Source organism: Variovorax sp. Root318D1 (assembly GCF_001424835.1).
GTDB lineage: Bacteria > Pseudomonadota > Gammaproteobacteria > Burkholderiales > Burkholderiaceae_C > Variovorax.
In genome coordinates this window covers 90,872-112,364 of sequence record NZ_LMCQ01000025.1, presented here as the reverse complement: position 1 = coordinate 112,364, position 21,493 = coordinate 90,872, and the positions used below count along the sequence as shown (strand labels likewise).

At 63.9% G+C, this 21,493-nt stretch carries 18 protein-coding genes; 10 read left to right on the top strand and 8 right to left on the bottom strand.

Features of this window, described 5'->3' with window-relative positions; all coding sequences use genetic code 11:
• Positions 1 to 30: 30 nt before the first annotated feature.
• Together ASC78_RS25660 and ASC78_RS25655 are read right to left on the bottom strand one after the other, a co-directional pair.
• Positions 31 to 1,305: a Glu/Leu/Phe/Val family dehydrogenase gene (locus ASC78_RS25660; protein WP_055808107.1), complete on the bottom strand. Its 1,275-nt coding sequence runs from the start codon at positions 1,303 to 1,305 to the stop codon at positions 31 to 33.
• A 137-nt stretch (positions 1,306 to 1,442) separates the two neighbouring features.
• A complete protein-coding gene (locus ASC78_RS25655) occupies positions 1,443 to 4,415 on the bottom strand; it encodes an L-glutamate gamma-semialdehyde dehydrogenase (RefSeq protein ID WP_055808105.1) in 2,973 nt (990 codons plus the stop codon).
• 88 nt (positions 4,416 to 4,503) lie between these two features.
• On the opposite strand from ASC78_RS25655, the gene ASC78_RS25650 reads away from it, so the two are divergent.
• Positions 4,504 to 4,977: an Lrp/AsnC ligand binding domain-containing protein gene (locus tag ASC78_RS25650; RefSeq protein ID WP_055808103.1), complete on the top strand. Its 474-nt coding sequence runs from the start codon at positions 4,504 to 4,506 to the stop codon at positions 4,975 to 4,977.
• Positions 4,978 to 4,989: 12 nt separating this feature from the next.
• Here ASC78_RS25650 and ASC78_RS25645 read toward each other — a convergent pair whose 3' ends face one another.
• Entirely contained in the window at positions 4,990 to 5,691 is a 702-nt protein-coding gene (locus tag ASC78_RS25645; RefSeq protein ID WP_055808101.1) for a YggS family pyridoxal phosphate-dependent enzyme, read from the bottom strand.
• A gap of 51 nt (positions 5,692 to 5,742) precedes the next feature.
• On the opposite strand from ASC78_RS25645, the gene ASC78_RS25640 reads away from it, so the two are divergent.
• From ASC78_RS25640 to ASC78_RS25630, 3 genes are read left to right on the top strand one after another with little or no spacing between them, the layout of a single operon-like run.
• A complete protein-coding gene (locus ASC78_RS25640) occupies positions 5,743 to 6,786 on the top strand; it encodes a type IV pilus twitching motility protein PilT (protein WP_055808100.1) in 1,044 nt (347 codons plus the stop codon).
• 27 nt (positions 6,787 to 6,813) lie between these two features.
• Entirely contained in the window at positions 6,814 to 7,950 is a 1,137-nt protein-coding gene (locus ASC78_RS25635; RefSeq protein ID WP_055808098.1) for a PilT/PilU family type 4a pilus ATPase, read from the top strand.
• Positions 7,951 to 7,990: 40 nt separating this feature from the next.
• A complete protein-coding gene (locus tag ASC78_RS25630; protein ID WP_055808096.1) occupies positions 7,991 to 8,899 on the top strand; it encodes an NAD(P)-dependent oxidoreductase in 909 nt (302 codons plus the stop codon).
• A gap of 46 nt (positions 8,900 to 8,945) precedes the next feature.
• Here ASC78_RS25630 and ASC78_RS25625 read toward each other — a convergent pair whose 3' ends face one another.
• From ASC78_RS25625 to ASC78_RS25615, 3 genes are all read right to left on the bottom strand, one after another.
• On the bottom strand, positions 8,946 to 9,716 hold the full coding sequence (locus ASC78_RS25625; RefSeq protein ID WP_055808095.1) for a BON domain-containing protein: 771 nt from the start codon (positions 9,714 to 9,716) through the stop codon (positions 8,946 to 8,948).
• Positions 9,713 to 10,357 carry an SIS domain-containing protein gene (locus ASC78_RS25620; protein ID WP_055808093.1) on the bottom strand — a complete coding sequence of 215 codons (645 nt, stop codon included), beginning with the start codon at positions 10,355 to 10,357 and terminating at the stop codon, positions 9,713 to 9,715. Before ASC78_RS25620 ends, ASC78_RS25625 begins: the two co-directional genes overlap by 4 nt.
• Positions 10,358 to 10,422: 65 nt before the next feature.
• Entirely contained in the window at positions 10,423 to 10,851 is a 429-nt protein-coding gene (locus tag ASC78_RS25615) for a YraN family protein (protein WP_443082744.1), read from the bottom strand.
• On the opposite strand from ASC78_RS25615, the gene rsmI reads away from it, so the two are divergent.
• Positions 10,851 to 11,798, top strand: coding sequence for a 16S rRNA (cytidine(1402)-2'-O)-methyltransferase (gene rsmI / locus ASC78_RS25610; RefSeq protein ID WP_055808090.1), 948 nt, complete (start codon positions 10,851 to 10,853; stop codon positions 11,796 to 11,798). The genes ASC78_RS25615 and rsmI overlap by 1 nt on opposite strands.
• A 2-nt stretch (positions 11,799 to 11,800) precedes the next feature.
• On the opposite strand, the gene ASC78_RS25605 is transcribed toward rsmI, so the two are convergent.
• Together ASC78_RS25605 and ASC78_RS25600 are read right to left on the bottom strand one after the other, a co-directional pair.
• Positions 11,801 to 12,535, bottom strand: coding sequence for a glutathione S-transferase (locus tag ASC78_RS25605; RefSeq protein ID WP_055808088.1), 735 nt, complete (start codon positions 12,533 to 12,535; stop codon positions 11,801 to 11,803).
• Positions 12,536 to 12,588: 53 nt separating this feature from the next.
• Positions 12,589 to 13,221: an FMN-dependent NADH-azoreductase gene (locus tag ASC78_RS25600; RefSeq protein WP_055808086.1), complete on the bottom strand. Its 633-nt coding sequence runs from the start codon at positions 13,219 to 13,221 to the stop codon at positions 12,589 to 12,591.
• Between the two features lie 109 nt (positions 13,222 to 13,330).
• Here ASC78_RS25600 and ASC78_RS25595 point away from each other — a divergent pair, with 109 nt between their 5' ends.
• The 5 genes from ASC78_RS25595 (at position 13,331) to ASC78_RS25580 (ending at position 21,315) form a co-directional block, all read left to right on the top strand.
• Positions 13,331 to 14,233 carry a LysR family transcriptional regulator gene (locus tag ASC78_RS25595; RefSeq protein ID WP_055808084.1) on the top strand — a complete coding sequence of 301 codons (903 nt, stop codon included), beginning with the start codon at positions 13,331 to 13,333 and terminating at the stop codon, positions 14,231 to 14,233.
• A 1,111-nt stretch (positions 14,234 to 15,344) separates the two neighbouring features.
• Positions 15,345 to 15,866 (top strand): DUF4391 domain-containing protein, encoded by a 522-nt coding sequence (locus tag ASC78_RS27255; protein ID WP_082517661.1) that lies wholly within the window; start codon positions 15,345 to 15,347, stop codon positions 15,864 to 15,866.
• 9 nt (positions 15,867 to 15,875) lie between these two features.
• Positions 15,876 to 18,059, top strand: coding sequence for a GmrSD restriction endonuclease domain-containing protein (locus ASC78_RS25585; RefSeq protein ID WP_055808080.1), 2,184 nt, complete (start codon positions 15,876 to 15,878; stop codon positions 18,057 to 18,059).
• Positions 18,056 to 18,256 (top strand): hypothetical protein, encoded by a 201-nt coding sequence (locus ASC78_RS27250; protein WP_200934367.1) that lies wholly within the window; start codon positions 18,056 to 18,058, stop codon positions 18,254 to 18,256. The genes ASC78_RS25585 and ASC78_RS27250 overlap by 4 nt, the downstream gene beginning before the upstream one ends.
• Positions 18,257 to 18,321: 65 nt before the next feature.
• Entirely contained in the window at positions 18,322 to 21,315 is a 2,994-nt protein-coding gene (locus tag ASC78_RS25580; protein WP_055808079.1) for an ATP-binding domain-containing protein, read from the top strand.
• Positions 21,316 to 21,493: the final 178 nt, after the last annotated feature.

The window sequence follows — 21,493 nt, the reverse complement described above, 5'->3', positions numbered from 1 at the left end:
CGAGCGTACAACCCTCCTTCGCTTCGAGAATCAGGGATACAAGCCGCGTTCCTGGCGAGCCATGAGAATGCGCTCGCAAGCCACCGCGTAGGTGGCGGTGCGCAGCGAAATCTTGTGCTTGTCGGCCGTGTCCCAGATCTGGTTGAGCGCATTCATCATGATGCGGTCCAGGCGCACGTTGATCTCGTCCTCGTCCCAGAAGAAGGACGAGAAGTCCTGCACCCATTCGAAGTAGCTCACCGTCACGCCGCCGGCGTTGCAGATCACGTCGGGCACCACCAGCACGCCGCGCTCGGCCAGGATGTCGTCGGCCACCGGCACCGTGGGGCCGTTGGCGCCTTCGAGCACCAGCTTGGCGGTCGTTTTCTGCGCGCGCTCGGCCGTGATCTGGCCTTCGAGCGCGGCCGGAATCAGGATGTCGCAAGCCACTTCCCAGAAGTCTTCGTTCGGCACGACGTCGCCGCCGGCCTTGAAGCCGACCACGCCTTCGGTGCGCGAGATGGGCACCAGCTTCGTCAGGTCGAGGCCGTTCGCGTTGACGATGGTGCCGGTGTGGTCCTGCACCGCGACGATCTTGGCGCCCGCCTCGGCAAAGAGTTCGGCCGCAACCGAGCCCACGTTGCCGAAGCCCTGCACCGCGATGCGCGCGCCGCGCAGATCCATGCCCAGGCGTCGCGCTGCTTCGCGGCCCGTGACGAACACGCCGCGGCCGGTGGCCTTTACGCGGCCGAGCGAGCCGCCCAGGTGCAGCGGCTTGCCGGTGACCACGCCGGTGGCGGTGCCGCCGACGTTCATCGAGTAGGTGTCCATCATCCACGCCATGATCTGCGCGTTGGTGTTCACGTCGGGTGCGGGAATGTCGGTGTGCGGGCCGATGATGATGCCGATCTCGCTGGTGTAGCGGCGCGTGACCTTTTCCAGCTCTTGCAGCGACAGCTTCTTGGGATCGACGCGGATGCCGCCCTTGGCACCGCCGTAGGGCAGGTTGACCGCGGCGGTCTTGATGGTCATCCAAGCCGACAGCGCCATCACTTCTTCGAGCGTGACGTCGGGGTGGAAGCGCACGCCACCCTTGCCCGGGCCGCGGCTCATGTTGTGCTGCACGCGGTAGCCCTCGAAGTGGGCGATGGTTCCGTCGTCCATCTCAATCGGCACGTCGACGATCAGCGCGCGCTTGGGGCGCTTGAGCGTTTCGACCCAGCGGGCCAGCGGGCCGAGGTAGGGCACCACGCGGTCGACCTGCGAGAGGTACGTGCCCCAGGGGCTGTTGGCGGTCGGATTGACGAAGGAGAGCTTTTCACTCATGGGAGGTCCCTTGGTTTGAATGGATGGCCGCAACGATAGACCTCTCCCGCCCGTAGCGCCATGGCTTATGCGCGCCGCGCTGGCGGGTTATGCAAGAGAGGCTTGGCCGGCCAGCCCGCCCAATCCGACGAAGAGGCCTACGCCACCGCGCTCAGCAGCGCCGCATTGCCGCCGGCTGCCGTTGTGTTGACCGTGACCGTCTGCTCGCCACAGAAGCGATACAGATAGTGCGGCCCGCCGGCCTTGGGCCCGGTGCCGCTCAGGCCCTCGCCGCCGAAGGGCTGCACGCCGACCACTGCGCCGATGATGTTGCGGTTGATGTAGATGTTGCCCACGTGCGCGCGGGTGGCGAGCGCCTGGGCGCGCGAATCGATGCGGGTCTGGATGCCGAGCGTGAGGCCATAGCCCAGCGCATTGATGCGTTCGATCACGTCCGCGGGGTCGCTCAGCTCGCCATGGCCCCAGCGCGCGATCTGCAGCACCGGGCCGAATATCTCGCTGGTCACGCGGTCGATGGAGCGCACTTCGTAGGCCTGCGGCGGAATCAGGTTGCCCTCGGCCGAAGAAGGCGCGGGCGCGAGCAGGCGCTTCGCTTCCGAGTCCAGCCGCTTCAGGTCGCGCCGGATGTTGTCGGCGGCTTCGCGGTCGATCACCGGCCCTACGTCGGTCGAGAGCAGCGAAGGATCACCCGCTGCCAGTTCCCCCGCCGCGCCGCGGATCATCTCGATCACCGCATCGGCAATGCTGTCGTGCAGCACCAGAAGGCGCAGCGCCGAGCAGCGCTGGCCGGCCGAGCGGAACGCGCTTTGCACCACCGCATCGACCACCTGTTCGGGCAGCGCGCTCGAATCGACCAGCATCGCATTGATGCCGCCGGTCTCCGCGATCAGCGGCACGATGGGGCCGTCCTTGGCCGCCAGAGCGCGGTGGATGATCCGCGCCACCTGCGTCGAGCCGGTGAACACCACGCCCGCCACGCCGGGCGCCGACACCAGCGCGGCACCGACTGTTTCGCCTGGCCCGTGCAGCAATTGCACCGCGTCGGCCGGCACGCCAGCGGCGTGCAGCAGCTTCACGGCTTCGAGTGCGACGGCTGGCGTCTGCTCGGCCGGCTTGGCCAGCACGGTGTTGCCCGTGGCCAGCGCGGCCGCCACCTGGCCCATGAAGATCGCAAGCGGAAAATTCCATGGGCTGATGCAGACCCACGGCCCCCGCGCGGTGAGCCGCAGTTCATTGCTCTCACCCGTCGGGCCGGGCAGCGCCACGGGCTGCATGATGCGTTCGGCCTCGTCGGCGTAGTAGCGCAGAAAGTCGACGGCCTCGCGCACTTCGGCAACCGCATCGCCCCAGGTCTTGAAGGCCTCCTTCACCAGCAACGCACAGAAGCGCGGCAGCTCGCGCTGGAGCGCATCGGCGGCTTGGCGCAGCATGGCGGCGCGCTTTTCAACCGGCGTCTTGCGCCAGCTGCGGAAGCTGGCGGCACTGGCGGCGACGGCTCGTGGCGCGTTGCCGGCATCGAACTCTTCAACCCTCGGCACCGTGGTGGTCGACAGGGACGCGAGGAGCGGCGCGCGCATCGACTCGACGGCAAGGTCCAGGCCTTCGCTATTGCGCCGCGCCGGCACCGGGCCGTAAAGCGTCGGCGGCAACGGCAAGGCAGGGTTGGTGGGCTCGAGCCAGAGCGGCGACATGAGCAGCTCGTCGATGTCCACCGTTTCGTCTCCCAGCTGGTTCACGAACGACGAATTCGCGCCGTTCTCCAGCAGGCGCCGCACGAGGTAGGCGAGCAGGTCCTTGTGCTGACCCACGGGCGCATACACGCGCACCGGCGCGGCCGTGCTCTTCATCACTTCGCGGTAGATGCCCTCGCCCATGCCATGCAGGCGCTGCAGCTCGAACGGCGCCCGGGCCGCTTCGGCCATCTGCAGGATGGCCGCGATGGTGCCCGCGTTGTGCGTGGCAAATTGCGGATAGATCGCGTCGGGCGCGGATAGCAGCGCACGCGCGCAGGCCAGGTAGCTGATGTCGCTGTGATGCTTATGCGTGAAGACCGGATAGTGCGGCAGCCCAAGCTCCTGCGCGCGCTTGATCTCGGCATCCCAGTAAGCACCCTTCACTAGTCGGCACATCAGGCGCAGCCGATGTTTGCGCGCCACCGCGGTGACATGCTCGATCAGCTCGAGCGCGCGCGTCTGGTAGGCCTGCAGCGCGAGGCCAAAGCCGCGCCACTGCGGCTGCTCGGCCGCCACGCGCGCGGCCAGCGCGTCGAACACGTCGAGCGAGAGTTCGAGCCTGTCCACCTCTTCGGCGTCGATGGTGAGGTTGAGGTTGGCCGCGGCCGCCAGCTCGCACAGCTGCCACACGCGCGGCACCAGTTCGCGCATCACGCGTTCGCGCTGCGCGTCTTCATAGCGCGGATGCAGCGCGCTGAGCTTGATGGAGATGCCGTCGTTGTGCTCGGGCGGGCGCGCCGCATCAGCACCGGTTGCGATGGCGTTGATGGCATGCGTATAGCTCTCGAGATAGCGCAGCGCATCGGCGTCGGTGCGCGCGCCTTCGCCGAGCATGTCGTAGCTGAAGCGCAAGGCGCCCTGCTTGCGGTGCGCCGAGCGAGCCTCGTCCATGGCTTCGGCAATGGTCTGGCCCAGCACGAACTGGCGCCCCAGCAGTTGCACCGCGCGCAGCGTGGCGGCCACCACCGTGCGCGCGCCGAGCTTGGCCATGAGGCCCGGCGGATGGTCGCCCTCGGGCAGGAACTTCTTCGACATCGCGATGGCCGCGGAAGAAAGCCGCGACAGCGTGGAATCGGCCGCACCGTCGAAATCGGCACGGCCCAGCTGGTCGGCCGTGAGGGCAATGGCCGTGGCGGCGTCTGGCACGCGAAGCAGCGCTTCGGCGAGCCGCATCAATGCCAGACCTTCGGCGCTGGAGATGGGGTATTCGCGCAGCAGGCTTTCCATGGCCCAGAACGGGGGCGGATGCTTGCGAACCGCCTCCACCCAGGGTCGGGCGGCGGCGGCCGCGGCGCTCCAGTCGAGGGCCCCTTCGAGGGAGGCGAGGCGGTGCGAGACGACGTCGGCTTCGGGCCGGTAAGGGATGGGTAGGCGCATGGCAGTTCCTTGGTTCTATCCCCTATGGTCTTTGGATATAGACCGAATCTTTTGCCAAAAAATATGGCCTCAGCCGGATAATTCACCAATGCACGACCTGGACCTGGACCGTATCGATCTCCGGCTCCTGAAGATTCTTCAGCAGGATGGCCGCATCACCAACCTCAAGTTGGCCGAGGCGGTTGCGCTCTCGCCCACCGCAGTGCTGGCCCGGGTGCAGCGGCTCACGCGCGATGGTTTCATCCTGGGCTACGAGGCACGGCTCGACCCGCACAAGCTCGGGCGCGGCCTCACCGTGTTCGTCGAAATACTGTTGGACCGCACCACTGCCAATGTGTTCGATCAGTTCAAGGCCGCCGTGCAGGTGCGCGACGAGATCATGGAATGCCACATGGTCGCGGGCGGTTTCGACTACCTGCTCAAGACCCGCATGGCCGACATGGCGGCCTACCGCGAATTCGCGGGCACGGTGCTGTGGCAACTGCCCGGCGTGCGCGAAACACGCACCTACGCCGTCATGGAAGAAGTGAAGAGCAGCGCGCGGCTTCCACTTGGCATTTAGCTGGGCATCTAGTCAGGCAGGCTTGCGGGCACGTCCGCCGAAGATCGCGGTGCCAATGCGCACCATCGTGCTCCCTGCGCTCACGGCCGCCTCGAGGTCGGCGCTCATGCCGAGCGAAAGCGTGTCGAGCTCGATGCCCGCAGCGCGAATGGCGTCGTAAACAGCACGGGCACGCAGGCAGAGTTCACGCTGCGCAGCGAAATCCGACTCCGGTTCGGGAATGGCCATGAGCCCGCGCAGCTTCAAATGTGGCAAAGCCGCCACAGCGCGCGCTAGGGGCAGCGCCTCCTCGGGAGTCACGCCGGACTTGTTCGCGCCGCCGTCCACGTTCACTTGCAGGCACACCTGAAGCGGCGGCAAATGCGCCGGCCGCTGCGCCGAAAGGCGCTCGGCAATCTTGATCCGGTCGATCCCGTGCACCCAGTCGAAATGCTCGGCCACGGGCCGCGTCTTGTTGCTTTGCAGAGGGCCGATGCAGTGCCATTCGAGTTCCGCGCGCAGATCCGAAAGCGCGGCGATCTTGTCCAGCCCCTCTTGCACATAGTTCTCGCCGAAGGCCCGCTGCCCTGCCTCGAAGGCCTCGCGAACGGCCTCAGGACCGAAGGTCTTGGACACCGCCAGCAGCCGGACTTCGGCCGGGTTGCGCCCCTCGGCAGCGCAAGCCTTTGCGATCCGGCTCTTTACTTGCTGGAGGTCGTCGCCAATCATCGTCATAATCGTCCCAAAATCGTATCAAAACGTCACCGAACTCGATCGAGGAGCCCCGTGGACATCACCCAACTGCTGGCATTCAGCGTCAAGAACAAAGCCTCCGACCTGCACTTGTCGGCCGGGCTGCCCCCGATGATCCGCGTCCACGGCGACGTGCGGCGCATCAACGTCGATGCGCTCGACCACAAGGCGGTGCACGCCATGGTGTACGACATCATGAGCGACACGCACCGCAAGCACTATGAAGAGTTTCTGGAGGTCGACTTCTCGTTCGAGATCGACGGCCTGGCGCGCTTTCGCGTGAACGCCTTCAACCAGGCGCGCGGCGCGGCTGCGGTGTTCCGGACCATTCCTTCGAAGATCCTGACGCTGGAGCAGCTGAACGCGCCCAAGATTTTCGCGGAACTGGCGATGAAGCCGCGCGGGCTGGTGCTGGTGACCGGGCCCACCGGCTCGGGCAAGTCGACCACGCTGGCCGCGATGGTCAACTACCTGAACGAAAACGAGTACGGCCACATTCTCACGGTGGAAGACCCGATCGAGTTTGTGCACGAATCAAAGAAGTGCCTGATCAACCAGCGCGAGGTCGGGCCGATGACGCTCTCGTTCTCCAACGCCCTGCGCTCTGCGCTGCGCGAAGACCCGGACGCCATTTTGGTGGGCGAGCTGCGCGACCTGGAAACCATTCGCCTTGCGATGACCGCGGCTGAAACGGGCCACTTGGTGTTCGGCACGCTGCACACCTCGTCGGCCGCCAAGACCATCGACCGGATCATCGACGTGTTCCCGGGCGAGGAAAAGGAAATGATCCGCGCCATGCTGTCCGAATCGCTGCAGGCCGTGATCTCGCAGACGCTGTGCAAGACCAAGGACGGCCAGGGCCGCGTGGCGGCGCACGAGATCATGCTGGGCACGCCGGCCATTCGCAACCTGATCCGCGAGGCCAAGGTGGCGCAGATGTATTCGGCCATTCAGACCGGACAGGGCGCGGGCATGCAGACGCTGGACCAGAATTTGACCGAGCTCGTGCGGCGCAGTGCCATTTCGGCGGCGGAAGCGCGCGGCAAGGCCAAGATCCCCGAGAATTTCCCAGGCTGATCCACAGCCCTTCGGAGTACCGACATCATGGAACGCGATCAAGCCAGCCAGTTCATCAACGACCTGCTCAAGCTCATGGTGAGCCGCAACGGCAGCGACTTGTTCATTACCGCGGACTTTCCGCCCGCGATCAAGGTCGACGGCAAAGTCACCAAGGTGTCGCAGCAGGCGCTGGGCGCGCAGCACACGCTGGCGCTCACGCGCTCGGTCATGAACGACCGCCAGACGGCGGAGTTCGAGCGCACCAAGGAATGCAACTTCGCGATCTCGCCGACCGGCATCGGCCGCTTCCGCGTGAACGCCTTTGTGCAGCAGGGCAAGGTCGGCATGGTGCTGCGGACCATTCCGGCCAAGCTGCCGACCATTGACGGCCTGGGCATGCCGCAGGTGCTGAAGGACGTGTCGATGACCAAGCGCGGCCTCACCATCCTGGTGGGCGCCACGGGCTCGGGCAAGTCGACCACGCTGGCGGCAATGGTCGATTGGCGCAACGAAAACTCCTACGGCCACATCGTGACGGTGGAAGACCCGGTCGAATTTGTGCATCCGCACAAGAACTGCGTGGTGACGCAGCGCGAAGTGGGCATAGACACCGACAGCTGGGAAGCCGCGCTCAAGAATACGCTGCGCCAGGCGCCCGATGTGATTTTGATGGGCGAAATCCGCGACCGCGAAACCATGGAACACGCGGTGGCTTTTGCCGAAACCGGCCACCTGTGCATGGCCACGCTGCACGCCAACAGCGCCAACCAGGCGCTGGACCGGATCATCAACTTCTTCCCTGAAGAGCGCCGCGCACAGCTGCTGATGGACCTGTCGCTGAACCTGCGCTCGCTGATTTCACAGCGCCTGGTGCCCACCGAGGACGGCCTGGGCCGCGTGGCCGCAGTCGAAGTGCTGCTGAACACGCCGCTCATTTCCGACCTGATCTTCAAGGGCGAGGTGGGCGAGATCAAGGAGATCATGCGCAAGAGCCGCAACCTGGGCATGCAGACCTTCGACCAGGCGCTGTTCGACCTGTTCGAAAGCCATTCGATCACCTTCGACGACGCCATTCGCAACGCCGATTCGGCCAACGATTTGCGCCTGCAGATCAAGCTCAACAGCCAGCGCGCGCGCAGCACCGACCTGGCGGCGGGCACCGAGCATTTTGCGATTGTCTAGCGCGTGACGCGGGCGATGCGTTGGGCTTAAGCTCTCGCCCATGAGCAGCATCAACTCCCGAACCTACGAATCAACCCCCTCCCAGACGGTGGCCTTCCTGGGCCTTGGCGTCATGGGCGGACCAATGGCCGGACATCTGGCCAAGGCCGGCCACACGGTCACGGTCTACAACCGCACGCCGGCCAAGGCCGAGGCCTGGGTCGCCGAATTCGGCGCGCCCGGCCGCCACGCCGCAACCCCGCGCGAAGCGGCAGCCGGGGCCGACATCGTGTTCAGCTGCGTTGGCAATGACGACGACCTGCGCGCCGTGGTGCTGGGCCCCAACGGCGCCTTCGCGGGCATGAAGCAAGGCAGCGTCTTTGTCGACCACACCACCGCTTCGGCCGACGTGGCGCGCGAGCTGTCGAATGCGGCGCAGTCGGCCGGTTTCCAGTTCATCGATGCGCCGGTGTCCGGTGGGCAGGCGGGCGCGCAGAACGGCGCACTCACCGTTATGTGCGGCGGCGACAAGGTGAGCTTTGAACGGGTCAAGCCGGTGATGGCCGCCTTTGCGCGCGCCGTCACGCTGCTGGGCGCGAGCGGTGCCGGCCAGCTTGCAAAAATGGTGAACCAGATCGCGATTGCCGGGCTGGTGCAGGGCCTCTCGGAAGCCATTGCGTTCGGCCAGCGCGCCGGACTGGACATGAAGCTGGTGCTCGAAGTGATCGGCAAGGGTGCCGCACAGAGCTGGCAGATGGACAACCGCGGCAAGACCATGATCGAAGGCAAGTTCGACTACGGCTTTGCCGTCGACTGGATGCGCAAGGACCTGGGCCTGGTGCTCGACGAGGCCAAGCGCAACGGCGCGCGCCTGCCCGTCACGGCGCTGGTCGACCAGTTCTATGCCGACGTGCAGCAGGCCGGCGGCAAGCGCTGGGACACGTCGAGCCTGATCACCCGGCTCAAGTAAAAAAAGCCCGCGCAAGCGGGCTTTTTCTTTGTTTGGCGGTCAGCGGTCAGCGCACCGGCGTGGTCATTGCACCGCCCGGCTGGGCCGGCGGCAGCGGCTCCATCGGCGGCAGCGGCACGCGCGATGAAGACGAAGACGGCGCGGGCCCAGGTCCAGGTCCAGGCCCAGCCACTGGTGCAGGCGCCCCGGTGCCGCCGCGCTGCGCCTGATTGGCCAGTTCGGATTCACTCACGACCTCGACCACGCGCACCACCTTCTGCACGCCCGATACGCCGCGTGCGATGTCGGTCGCGCGCTCGGTTTCGCGCCGCGTGGCGATGCCCATCAGGTAGACCACGCCGCGTTCGGTCACCACCTTGAACGAATTGGCGAAGATGTCCTTGGCATCGAGCAGCGAAGCCTTGACCTTGCCGCTGACGAACAGGTCGTTCGAGCGTTCCTGGAAGGTGCTGGACGGGCCGACGGTGAGCTCGTTGACCACCGAGCGCACGTTGTCCACGCGCTGGATCACGTCTTCGACGCGGCGGCGGTCGGCCTCGCTGCCCACTGCGCCCGTCAGCAGCACCTGGCGGTTGTAGCTGGTGACGCTCACGTACATGTGGTCGTTGGCAATCTCGCGCACGCGCGCGGCCGCACGCAGTTCGATGCCCTGGTCGTCGAGCTGGGCTCCCGAGCTGCGGCGATCGGTCGCCACCATGCCCATGCCCACCGCGGCGGCCCCTCCGACCACCAGCGGCACGCAGGCCGAGAGCCCGGCAACCAGCACGGCCCCCGAGGCGATTGCGATGGCGAGGCGTTTGAACGGTGTCGTCGTCATGTGGAAGCTTCCTGTTCTCCGAGTAACTGGGCATCCACACCGTCGCACAGGCAATGCAGTGCGAGCAGGTGGACTTCGTGGATACGCGCCGCACGTTCGTGCGACACGCCGATCTGTACATCCGTTTCGCGCAGCGCGCGGCCAATGGCGCCACCGGTTCCGGTGCTGCCCACGCCGGGCGATGCCGCCTGGCCGGCACTGGCGTTGCCCAGCAGCGCGACCACGGTCATGTCGCGCTCGTGCGCGGCCAATACCGCGGCCAGCACGGCGGCCGACTGCCCGCTGGCGCTGAGCACCAGCAGCACGTCGCCGGCCTGGCCGAGTGCGCGCACCTGGCGGGCAAAGCGGTCGGCGTCGATGGCGTTGGCGCTGTCGGCCGTGGGATCGGTGCTGTCGCCGGGCAGCGCAATGGCGGCCAGCTCAGGGCGCTCACGCTCGAAGCGGCCGACGAAGTGAGCGGCGAACTGGGCCGCGAGCAGGCCCGACACGCCCGCACCGCAGGCCAGCACCTTGCCGCCGCTGGTCACGCAAGCCAAAAGGGCCTGCATGGCTTGCGAAATGGGTTTGCTGAGGACTGGGCCGGCCTGGTACTTGAGGTCGGCGCTATCGATGAAGTGTTGCTGAATCCGTTGCTCGAGCATGGGGCGGGATGATACCGGGGGGCAATGAAACAAGACGTGTGTGGTGTGGAGCTTATGCCGGGCGCTCAGTTCCCGCCGGCATCGAATGCGGCCTTCAGCCACGTGATGCGCTCCTCGACCAGCACCACGTCGAAGCGGCACGGCGGCAGCGTGCGCAGGTTGTTCAGGTAGTGGCGCGCCGCAAAGATGATGCGCCGCTGCTTGACCCCCGTGATGCTGCCGCCGGCGCCGCCGTGCGCGCCGGTGCTGCGCTGCCGCACCTCGACGAACACCAGCGTGGCGTCCTGCGGATCGCGCATGATCAGGTCGATCTCGCCGCCGCCGCGGCCGGGCGTTCGATAATTGCGCGCAACCAGCATCAGGCCGGCATCGTGCAGGTGGTCGAGCGCGGCGTCTTCCGCCGCATCGCCGCGACGCTTGGTCGTCGTTGTGATGGTCTTCATGCTTGCTCCCTGCCGGCTTTCTTTTTTTGTAGTTTCTTCGGAGAAACCCATTGGCTTCATTAGCACCCGCTTCTTTCGGCGCCGTCCTTGCGGCCGCGCGCGACGCCTCGGGTGCACAGCATTATCCGCAGGGCACGCTGTACGTGGTGGCCACGCCCATCGGCAACCTGGCCGACATCACGCTGCGCGCGCTGCACGTGCTGCAGATCGTGGACGCCATTGCCTGCGAGGACACGCGCCACACGCAAAGCCTGCTGCGCGCCTACGGTATCGACCGGCCCGGCGGCCAGTTGCTGGCCGTGCACCAGCACAACGAGGCCGAGGCGGCGCAAACCGTGGTTGCGCGGCTCGCCCAAGGTGAGCGCATCGCCTACGTGAGCGACGCCGGCACCCCGGGCGTGAGCGACCCCGGCGCGCGGCTGGTGGCGGCCGTGCGAGCGGCTGGCCAGCGCGTGCTGCCGCTGCCGGGCGCGAGCAGCGTCACCACGCTGATCGGCGCGGCCGGGCTCGTGGTGGCCGGCGACGAGAGCAGCGCCTTCGTGTTCGCGGGATTCCTGCCGACCAAGGCCGGCGAGCGCGACGCGGCTGTGCAGGCGCTCGCGCAGGAGCGGCGCGCGGTCGTGCTGCTGGAGGCGCCGCACCGCATCGAAGCCGTGGCGCGCGCGCTGGCCGTGCTGGGCGAGCGGCGCATCACCGTCGGCCGCGAGCTCACCAAGCAGTTCGAGGAGATTGCGACCGTTTCCACTGCAGAGTTGCCCGCTTGGTTTGCGGCAGGCCGAGACCGCACGCGCGGCGAATTCGCGCTGGTGCTGCACCCGGTGGCCGCCTCCACCGACGACGGCGCCGAAGGCGAACGCGTGCTGCGCCTGCTGCTGGCCGAGCTGCCCGTGAAAACGGCCGTGCGGCTCGCGGCCGAGATCAGCGGCGCGCCCCGCAATGCGCTGTACGAAACGGCGCTGCGCATTCGCAGCGAGGCCGGTTCGGCCGACGACGAGTAACTTCAGGCGTCCAGCTCCGCATAGCGCCTGAAGATCCCGTCTTCATTGAACGCGATGCGGCGCGGGCTTTGCAGGTAGTCGTGCACGCGCTCGCGGCGCCTGACGTTGTCGTGCAGCTTCTCGACCAAGGGCGTGTCGGCGAGCGCCCTGCCCGCGGCCTTGGGGAACGCGTAGCGCAAGCCTTCCACCAGCTGGAACAGCGACAGGTCGGCATAGGTGAGCACATCGCCCACGAGGTGCGACGACCCTGCCGGATTGCGCTGCAGCACCCGCTCGAACCAGTTCAGGAACTTGGGAATCCGCTCTTCGCGAAAGGCCCGCGCGCGCTGCACGGCCGCGTCGCGCTGGTCTTCGTAGTAGGCGCCGGTGGAGATCGGATGGTGCGTGTCGTGCGCCTCCGCCACCACGTCGGCAATGGTGAGCTGCAGCTGGTGCGTCCAGAGGCCGTCGGATTCGCCGACGCCCGCAAGGCCGAGGCGCGGCCCGAGGTACAGCAGGATGGCCGCGGTCTGCCCGACGACGATGTCGCCATCGATCAGGAACGGCGGCGCGAAGGACGGCCGCACGATCTCAGGGTCGTCGAGCCGGTCGCCCAATGCGGACTCGCCCCCGCCCTTCGATTCGGGCAGCCGCGCCACGTCGACATAGTTTGCGCCGGCCGCCTCGAGCGCGAGCCGCACGAATTCCCCTCGGCCCTGGATCGTGGGCCAGTAGTGGAGTTGATAAGTGGTGGTCATGCGGCCATGGTGTCAGGCTCCGCACGCCCCTGCAACCGACCGCTTTTAGCCCCTCATAGCCCCTCGGCCAGCTCCACCGCGCGGCGTTTTGCATCGGTTCGCGCGACGGCATCGACCTCGGGTCCCATCAAGGTTTTTTCGACCACGACCGAGCGCACCTCGCGCACGCCGATGAAGCGCAGCCAGGTCTCGATGTAGGGCAACTGAAAGTCGAGCGCGTGCGCGGAGCCGTCCTTTCCCAGCGGATAGTCCAGCCCTCTCGCGCACACCACCGTCGCCATGCGCGTCTGCAGCATGCCCGACAGGCCCGAGGCGTCGAAGCGGAACAGCACGTCCTTGTGCGACACCAGGTCGATCAGGTGCTTCAGCTTGTAGGGAATACCAAAGTTCCACAGCGGCATCGCCAGCACGATGTGGTCTGCCGCATGAAAAGGCGCAGCGATGCGCCGGACCTCGTCCCAGGCTGTTTGCTGGGCATCGGTGAGCGGCACGCCCTTGATGCCGGCGTACTTGGCGTCGAGCATGTCCTGCGACAGCTCCGGAAGCGCCATCGTCCAGGGGTTGAGCGTGGTGACACGGCACGCCGGGTGCACGCGCTTCACCTCGTCGATGAAGGCGCCGGCCACTTCGATGCTGGCGGAACGCGTTTGCCTGGGAGAGGTCTCGATGTAGAGGAGTTCTTTCATGGCTTGCAGGACGTGAGTGGTTCAGGTCAGCCGAGGCTAGGCATCAAGCAGCACACGCACAAGCAACATAATTTGCGGCAATTCAGAACAAACCGCACTGAACAAAGCCATGCTCGATTCCCAGCAACTGCGCGCCTTTGTCTTCGTCGCCGACCACGGCAGCGTGACCCGCGCGGCCGAAGCCATGCACCTGACGCAATCGGCCGTCAGCGCACAGATCAAAAGACTCGAAGAACAACTGGGCTGCCGCGTCTTCGAGCGCACCACCCGCTCGCTGCAGCTCACCGCCCAGGGCAGCGTGCTGCTGAGCTATGCGAGGAGCATCCTCAACCTGCAGCAGCAGGCGGTCTCCCGGCTCGCGGCACCACGCCATGCGCCGACGACTCTGCGCCTCGGATGCTCGGAGGGGTTCCCAAGCGAATGGCTCTTTGCCGCGCTCGCAGGCTTTCGCCAGCGCCGGCCCGACGTGCATGTGGAGATCACCGGCGGCATCAGCACCGTGCTGGCCAAACAGGTGCGGCAGCGCTCGCTCGACCTGATGGTCGGAACGGTCTGCGATGCCGGAAGCGACACCGAAACGCTCTGGATGGAACCGCTGGTCTGGGCCTTTTCCGAGCGCGCGCTGCTCGACCCTGACGCGCCCGCGCCGCTGGCCTTTCTTTCGGAGCCCTGCCCGTTCCGCGAAGCCGCGCTCGCGTCACTGGCCGGCCATGGCGCGGCGACTTGGCAGATCGTGCTGACCGCGCAAAGTTCTGGCGCATTGGTGTCGGCTGCCGCTGCCGGCCTGGCCATCACTGTGCTGACGCCTTCGGGCATGCCGCCGGGCCTGCGCTCCATTCCGACAGGAAGCTTTTTGCCGGCGCTGCCGCCGGCGCGGTTTGTGATCCAGCACGCCAAAAGCGGCACCGCTTCCGAAGCGCTGTCAGCGCTCGCCGACGAAATTCGCGAGGCTTGCTTTCGGTGGCGCGGGGCGCACGCTGGTGCGGTCGATCCGCGAGCACGCGCGGCGTGAGTCGTCAACTTGCGGTCAAGCTACCGATCGCCGCCGTGTAGAGCTTGAAGCGACACCGCGTCTTCTCGAAGCTCTTGGCCTTGTTTCTGAAGGAGCGCAGGCTGGAGCTCGGCCTTACGAAGACGTGGCCGGCGAGGCCGAGATCGATCGGCCATTCGTTACTCTGATTGAGGCGGCTCGCAAGCAGCCAACGGTCAGTGTTTTGGAAACTGGCGGGTGCATTGCAGCTTGGCCCTGGAGAACTCGCGTCGCGCGTGGATCAGCGCTACTCGAAGCTGAAAAAGCTGACAAGAAGAGCAGGCTGAGCAAGATCGTCGACGAGCTACTGCGCAGGTCTCGATTCGATAGGGCGTCAGCTCATTCGCGTCACAACCGAACCGACGCATTCGCGTCGCCGCCAGCGACCAACTTCTACGAGCAGTACTTTCGGAAGCAGGTGGCAGCGCAGGCTTCCCTGCAATAGCCGTCGCCTACGGGCCCCGCCTGAAGCTGAGAGATGCCCATGGCACGTGATCGTCGCCGGGTGATCAGCGAGGCCGCATGTTCTTATCGACTCGAAGGCCCGGTGACACGGAGGCAATCAGGAACCGAACCAAGCACGAAAGCAGGGACCAAATCCAGTACGACGACGGGTGATCGACGGGGGAGCGGCAACGCGGAGCACCGCGCTGGCTGGAGAGTCTTGTTTCGCAAGCGCCGAGGGCGGCGTGGCGACGCTGCGCGGCACGAGCACGCCGGCGAAGACAGTCCATCTGGCTTCAGAGGGCGTCGCCGTTTGCGAACGCTGCCGAAAAAGTCTTCAACGTTCCGACAGCCGTCGCATATCTGGATCGAGCTCATCGGCCACATTTAGCGCCCGTATCAACCATTGGGCGCTGCCGAGCCATGCCATCCGCGCTGAAGTCGTCTGCTCTTCCGCGATCGCGACGAGAGGTCAGCTCGCCGCATCGACTGCCTGTTCGCTCCGGACCCGTGGCAGCATCCGATAAGTCGAGGTTTTTGCCTCGCTCGAATCCGCTTCGTCGGAAAATGAGACGCACTTCGTAACACCACGCCGCGAGCCCCCGATAATCGCTTGAACCCGGCTAAAACCCGAACCTGAGGATGCCTAGTGAAGTTCATTGGTAATGCTGCCGCAGATCGTGTTGTCGACCTGATACGCCCCTGGCTGAAAACGGATCACCAGCTCGATGTAGCTTCACTTTCACTATTTGCGTTTGCGGAGGTTCTTGCCGAGTTGCCGCTCGTTTCGAAGGCGAGGCTGCTTACGCCGGCCCCACCAGGCGAGGCCGCAGCAATCGGCGGTCATGAACGAATCGGGCTTCTTGGCGCGAAGGCAGACCTCGCGGCGCGAAACAAGCTGCAAGCTCCTTGGCTTGCCCGCGAGTTCGCCGCGTGGCTGGAGGCAAAAGCGCAGATACCGCGCGCCCAAGGGGGGCCATACCGCAGCGCAAAGCCCCAGCGAGCTGCTGAGCGTCGTGTGCCATTGCAAGTTTGTCGTGGATTGGATGCGCAGATCGCCGGGCTGCGTTCTGCCGTGAGTAGAGAAAAACAGATGGCTCACCAAGTGGCCCTCAATCTAGAAATCAAGGCTCTGTTAGCGTCCCGTCGACGAGCCGTAGCCAGTCTCTAAGGCAATGAAGTGAAAGCAACCGAAGCCAATTTACTTAAATTCTTGCGCAAATCGCCGCAGTTCGTCATCCCGATCTACCAGCGCAACTACTCCTGGACCGCGGAGCAATGCCGGCAGCTTTGGGCAGACTTGATGCGTGCAGGAAGAGATGAAAAGGTGAGCGCCCATTTCATCGGCTCGATCGTCTATGTCGAACGTGGCCTGTCGTCCGTCACCAGCCAGGAGGCCCTGCTGGTGATCGACGGCCAGCAGCGGTTAACCACCAGCACGCTTCTCGTCGCGGCTTTGGCGAAGCATTTCGAATCGCAGGCGCTGGGGGAGTTGCTGGAAGCGTTCTCGGCCAAGAAGCTTCGCAACTACTACTTGCTCAACCCGGACGAGGAGGGCGAGCGACACTTCAAGCTGATCTTGTCGGAGAGTGACAAGGATACGCTGTTGGCGATCCTACTGAACGCTCCGATGCCCTCAGAAGCAAGCGGCAGGATCTTGGAAAACTATGCGCTGTTCCAAGAGCTGATTGCGCTTCATCAAACTGAGCTTGAGGCCATCTGCCAGGGCTTGGCCAAGCTGGTGATCGTGGATGTGTCGCTTGATCGTGCCCAAGACAATCCGCAGCTGATTTTTGAGAGCATGAACTCCACCGGTCTGGAGCTCAGCCAGGCCGACCTGATCCGCAACTACATCCTGATGGGGTTGGAACCGAAGCTGCAGACTGAGCTGTACAAGACCTACTGGCGACCGATGGAGAAAGCCTTCGGTCAGGCGGCGTACGTGGTGCACTTCGATGCCTTCATGCGTCACTACCTGACGGCAAAAACGGGTGAAATTCCGAACGTTCGCGAGGTCTACGTTGCTTTCAAGGGCTTTGCGCGCGGCCTGAAGGGTGGCACGCGCGAGTTGGTGTCTGACATTCACGCGTACGCCACCTACTATTGCGCGATGGCACTCGGCACCGAAAAGGATGCTGCGCTCAAGCAAGCTTTCCATGACTTGCGTGAGTTGAAAGTCGACGTGGCCTACCCGTTCTTGCTGGACGTCTATCACGACTACAGCCAAGCGCGCCTCATCGCAGAGGAGGTGCTTGGGATCGTTCGTTTGGTTGAGAGCTATGTCTTCCGCCGCGCCATTTGCGCCATCCCAACAAACTCGCTGAACAAGACGTTTGCGGGCATGAGCCGAATGCTCAAGAAAGATCGCTATCTGGAGAGCGTGCAGGCCGCGCTTCTCCTTCTGCCTTCGTACCGTCGCTTCCCCAGCGATGAAGAGTTTCAACGCGACATCAAGACGCGTGATCTCTACAACTTCCGCAGCCGCAGCTACTGGCTACGGAGATTGGAAAACCATGGCCGGAAAGAGCGCGTTGTCCTGGAGGACTACACCATCGAGCATGTCCTGCCGCAAAACGAGGCGCTGTCCAATGAGTGGCAAGCCGAGTTAGGGCCGGAATGGCATCGCATCCAGCAAACGTGGCTGCACACCTTGGGAAACCTCACGCTGACCGGCTACAACAGTGTATACAGTGACCGGCCGTTCGCGTACAAACGATCGGAGGCAAAGGACAAAGACGGCGCCGCAGTCGGATTTTCTGGAAGCCCACTTCGTTTAAACACGCTGAGCTTCGCAATCAAATCCGCGGATGCGGACAACGGACAGTATGTTGAGCAGATCTACTGCTTAGGTACTGTGCCCGCTTGGACCGAGAGCGCGATTCAGGCTCGCGCAGACCGCTTGTCCGCGGAAGCGACGGTGGTCTGGAGTGCGCCGCGGTTGGATGCTGACGTACTTGATGCCTACCGCCCCGCAGCGGGCAAATTGGTACAGAAGTACACGATTTCCGATCACCCGCAGCTCGCAGGTGGCCGGGTGCGCGATCTCTTTGACGCGCTGCGCAAGGAATTGTTAGCGCTGGACCCCTGCGTCAACGAACAGTTCTTGAAGCAGTACGTTGCCTACAAGGCAGAAACGAACGTTGTCGATGTAGTGCCACAAGCCAAGCGACTCTTGCTGGTGCTGAATCTCGGTATCGATGAGATCGAGGACCCGAAGGGCCTTTGCAGAGACATCTCGAACGTTGGCCGTTGGGGCAACGGCGATGTTGAAGTTGGTCTCTCGTCCATCGACGAACTCCCTTATGTTGTTGGCCTGATTCGCCAGGCTTTTGACCGACAGATGGGCGATGTGGAAGTCGCTTGACGCAAGCTGCTTTCTCCCGGACCTCAGAGAAGACAAAGAATGACTATCCAGAAATCGAAGCTCGATCGCCGGAGGCGCAAAGTGCAGACCTTGTCGGTGAAAACATTGCTCAGCTCAGAGCGCTGTTTCCCGACCTGCTAACTGAGACTGGCAACGGCACGGCCATCAACATAGACGTGTTGAAATCACTGGTATAGGAACTGTCTACGCGTGCGTGCCCCGACTTGCTGACCCTCCTGATAGCAGCCGAACAAGAGGAATCATGGATCTGACCGAAGATGACAAGCGCGTCTACAGTGCGGGCGAAATCTCTGTCCTGAGAGGCGTGATCGACTACGCCGAACGGATGATCTTCGAGGACAAAAACCTCGATGTGCTGGGCGGATTTGCGGACGCCTATGGCTACGTCGCCCACTCACACGTGCCGCTTTACAAGCTGCTTCGCAAGAGCGCGTATGCCAAGACGGTGGTCATCGACACCGAACGGAAAGGACGGCTGGAGTTTCGGCTAAGTCCAACCGAAGCTGTCTATCCGAGTGAGGCCTCTGGCTATTGCACGCCTCATTCGCCAGTGGGCCGCCTTGCAGCGTTTGTGCAGCCCGGCTACGAGGGACGAAGCAAACTGTGGGGCGACTATCGCATCATCGAAGTGCGGTCATTTGATCGCTATGGAGGGCCAGAGTTTGAACCCAATGTGCGCAACTTCTTGCGCATGGGCGTTGACGGGGAGCACGGCAAAGGCTTCGTCGCAGACCTACGCAACTTCCTGGACAAGAAGCGTGGGCCGAAAGCGCCGGCTCCGGCAGCGTCGTTCGTCGAACCCGTTGAACCAATGGCGGAGGCTGCGCCGCAAGCATCGATTGAGCTGCCACCCGCTGAGATCCAGATCGCTCAACTCACGGTCGTCGATGAGCCGGATGAGTTGGGCATCGAGCCGGAAATCGATGCCGACGAAGACTGGAGCGCTGATGAGCCACCGGTCAAGGCAGATGAGTACTACGGGCTCAGTGAGCGATTCTTCACACACCAGACAATCGAGCAAAACCAAATCATCGCGCGCTCACCAATTGGAGCAATGTTCGTAGAGGGCATCGCTGGGTCCGGCAAGACATCGGCTGCATTGGGTCGCACCAAGATGCTGACCACCTTCAATGCGGTGAACGTGAGCGACGAACAGAGCTTTCGCGACATCGTGGGGCAGGACCAGGACCACTGGTCTGCTGACTTTGCCGGGCAGTTTTCTCAAGAGGGCTCCATTGGCTTCGTACGTACTGGCGAGTTGATCCAGTACCTCCAGGAAACCTGTCGCCGGATCGATCTTCCAGACCTGCCCGTAAAGGAATACAAGGAGCTTCAAACACGACTGCGCGAGCACCGCCGCTCGACCAGCAGTTCGGTGCCTGGCCGGCGCTGGTCTGGCTTGGTGCAAGCGCGTGAGGCGCAGGAAGCTACGACTATGAAGTGGCTGCATGCAGCAGATCGGGCGGTCGCGCAACAGATTGCTTCTCGCCTCATTGACACGTTGCCAACCAGCACATACATCGCTGAGCAGTTTGAAGCTGACGAACGATCCAAGGTGCGTCGGGTCGCCGACGTTGCGCTGGAGCAGCTGCGGCATGAGATGGACGAAGTTGCCAACGAATTGACGCAATCACCTCGCGAAGGCGCCTTCGTTCTGGATCGTCTTGCGGTTCGCTTGCAGAACAAGCTGGAAGAAGTTCGCAAGCGCGTGATGTCTCCGAGAGTCATCTGGACTCGGGTGGAGGGGCGCTCCCTGTTCGGCAACGACGAAAACGCATTGGCTCGTACGTTGGTCGAGATGAAAGCGCCGCTTTATCTCAGATCAGGCCAGCGACTTGTCTTCGTCGACAAGGACGGCCCGTTGGACAAAAATCTTGAGCTTCTCACCACGACAGGCGAGCCGCTGTCCTGGTCGGATGACACTAGTGAGTTGATGGCGGCCAACAAGGTCATTGTTCGCGAGCCGTCGGGCAAGAACGTCTACGCCGTGCCGTCGGACGTCAACCATTTGTTCGTACGCCTCTTGCCGGAGGCGACTGAGCTACTCTACGTTCCCATCAATGGAGAGCTTCGCCGGTTGCCTCGCGAACCAGGCTTGGGTCGCGTCAAGTTGCCGATGCTTCCGGTCGAAGATGCAAAGCGCGACGAGGACGCCATTGGGGATGAAGCTGAGGCAGATGCCGAACAGGTAGTGCCGGGCCAGCCCCGCAAGGGCACGGCGGATGCCGTGTTCACTCGTCTGGTTCGACGCCGCATGCTGCAGCAGTTGACCAGCATCGCGGATCTTTACTTTGCCGCCTTGCAGACATCGACTGAACAATTTCCTAACGCTGGACTCGCTTCACGCCTGCAAGCGCAGCTTGGCACGTTCAAGCTCGCAGATGAAGACGTCGACTTGCTCCTATGTCTCAGCCACCTGATCGGGCGAAATCTCAAGCAAGGCGGTCTGCGGCAACTGCAGGAGCCCGCGTTCTATCAAGCTGTGTTCGTTGATGAAGTGCAGGACTTCACCGAGCAGCAGGTTTACCTAATGGTTGAGCAAGCCAATCCGAAATACCGGGCGATTACCGTGGTCGGCGATATCGCGCAGAAGTTGCACCACGGCAGCAGCATCGACCTTCGTGCCTGCTTTCCAGCTCAAGCCCTACCGCATGTGCGGCTGACCGAGAACCTGCGCCAAGCGGATATGCCAGGGCTGGCTCTGTTCAGTGCGAGCTTTCGCTCCGTACTGCAGGGTGATGATCTGCCTTCGCCGGTCTTGACGGAAAAGGCGCGGAAGCAAGGAGCGGATCTGGTGCGCCCAAGGTTTTCTGTCTGCGAAACCGATGCGGACATGGATGCCCGCATCGTCGATGCGTTAACTAAGGCAAGACGTCATCAGACCGTCGCCGTTCTCTTTCCCGATGCCGAATCAGCCGCCAAGGTCTATAAGCGTCTCGAGCAGAGCTTGCGCGAAAACATGATCGACGCTGAGTTGTCCGAGAAGGTCAACTTGGCGCGACGGCACATCCGGCATTTCGCCAATGTCGCCAACGCCAAGGGGCTCGAGTTTGATGTCGTGCTGTTGGCTGGATTGGATCACTATGATTTGGCGAATTCGTCAAACGTAAACCGTCTTTACGTGGGCATCACGCGCGCACGCCAGAGCTTGGTTTTGTTGTCAGGCAGCAAGACATTGGCGCCCGGTCTCGTTAAGGTTCGCGACCTTTATCAACAGCTTGTGGGCCAGCCGTGATGCTGCCCGGCATCTCGTTGTTGCACGCATCTGAGATAGACAGATGCCGGCGGTCGTCCGCGGCACAACTCGTTTTAGCAATGAAACTGCACTATGAATCTGACCTGCCCTACCAGGCGGCTGCTATCGACGCCGCAGGTGCGATCTGTTCCGAGGTCAGGAGTTTATTCGTCTGTTG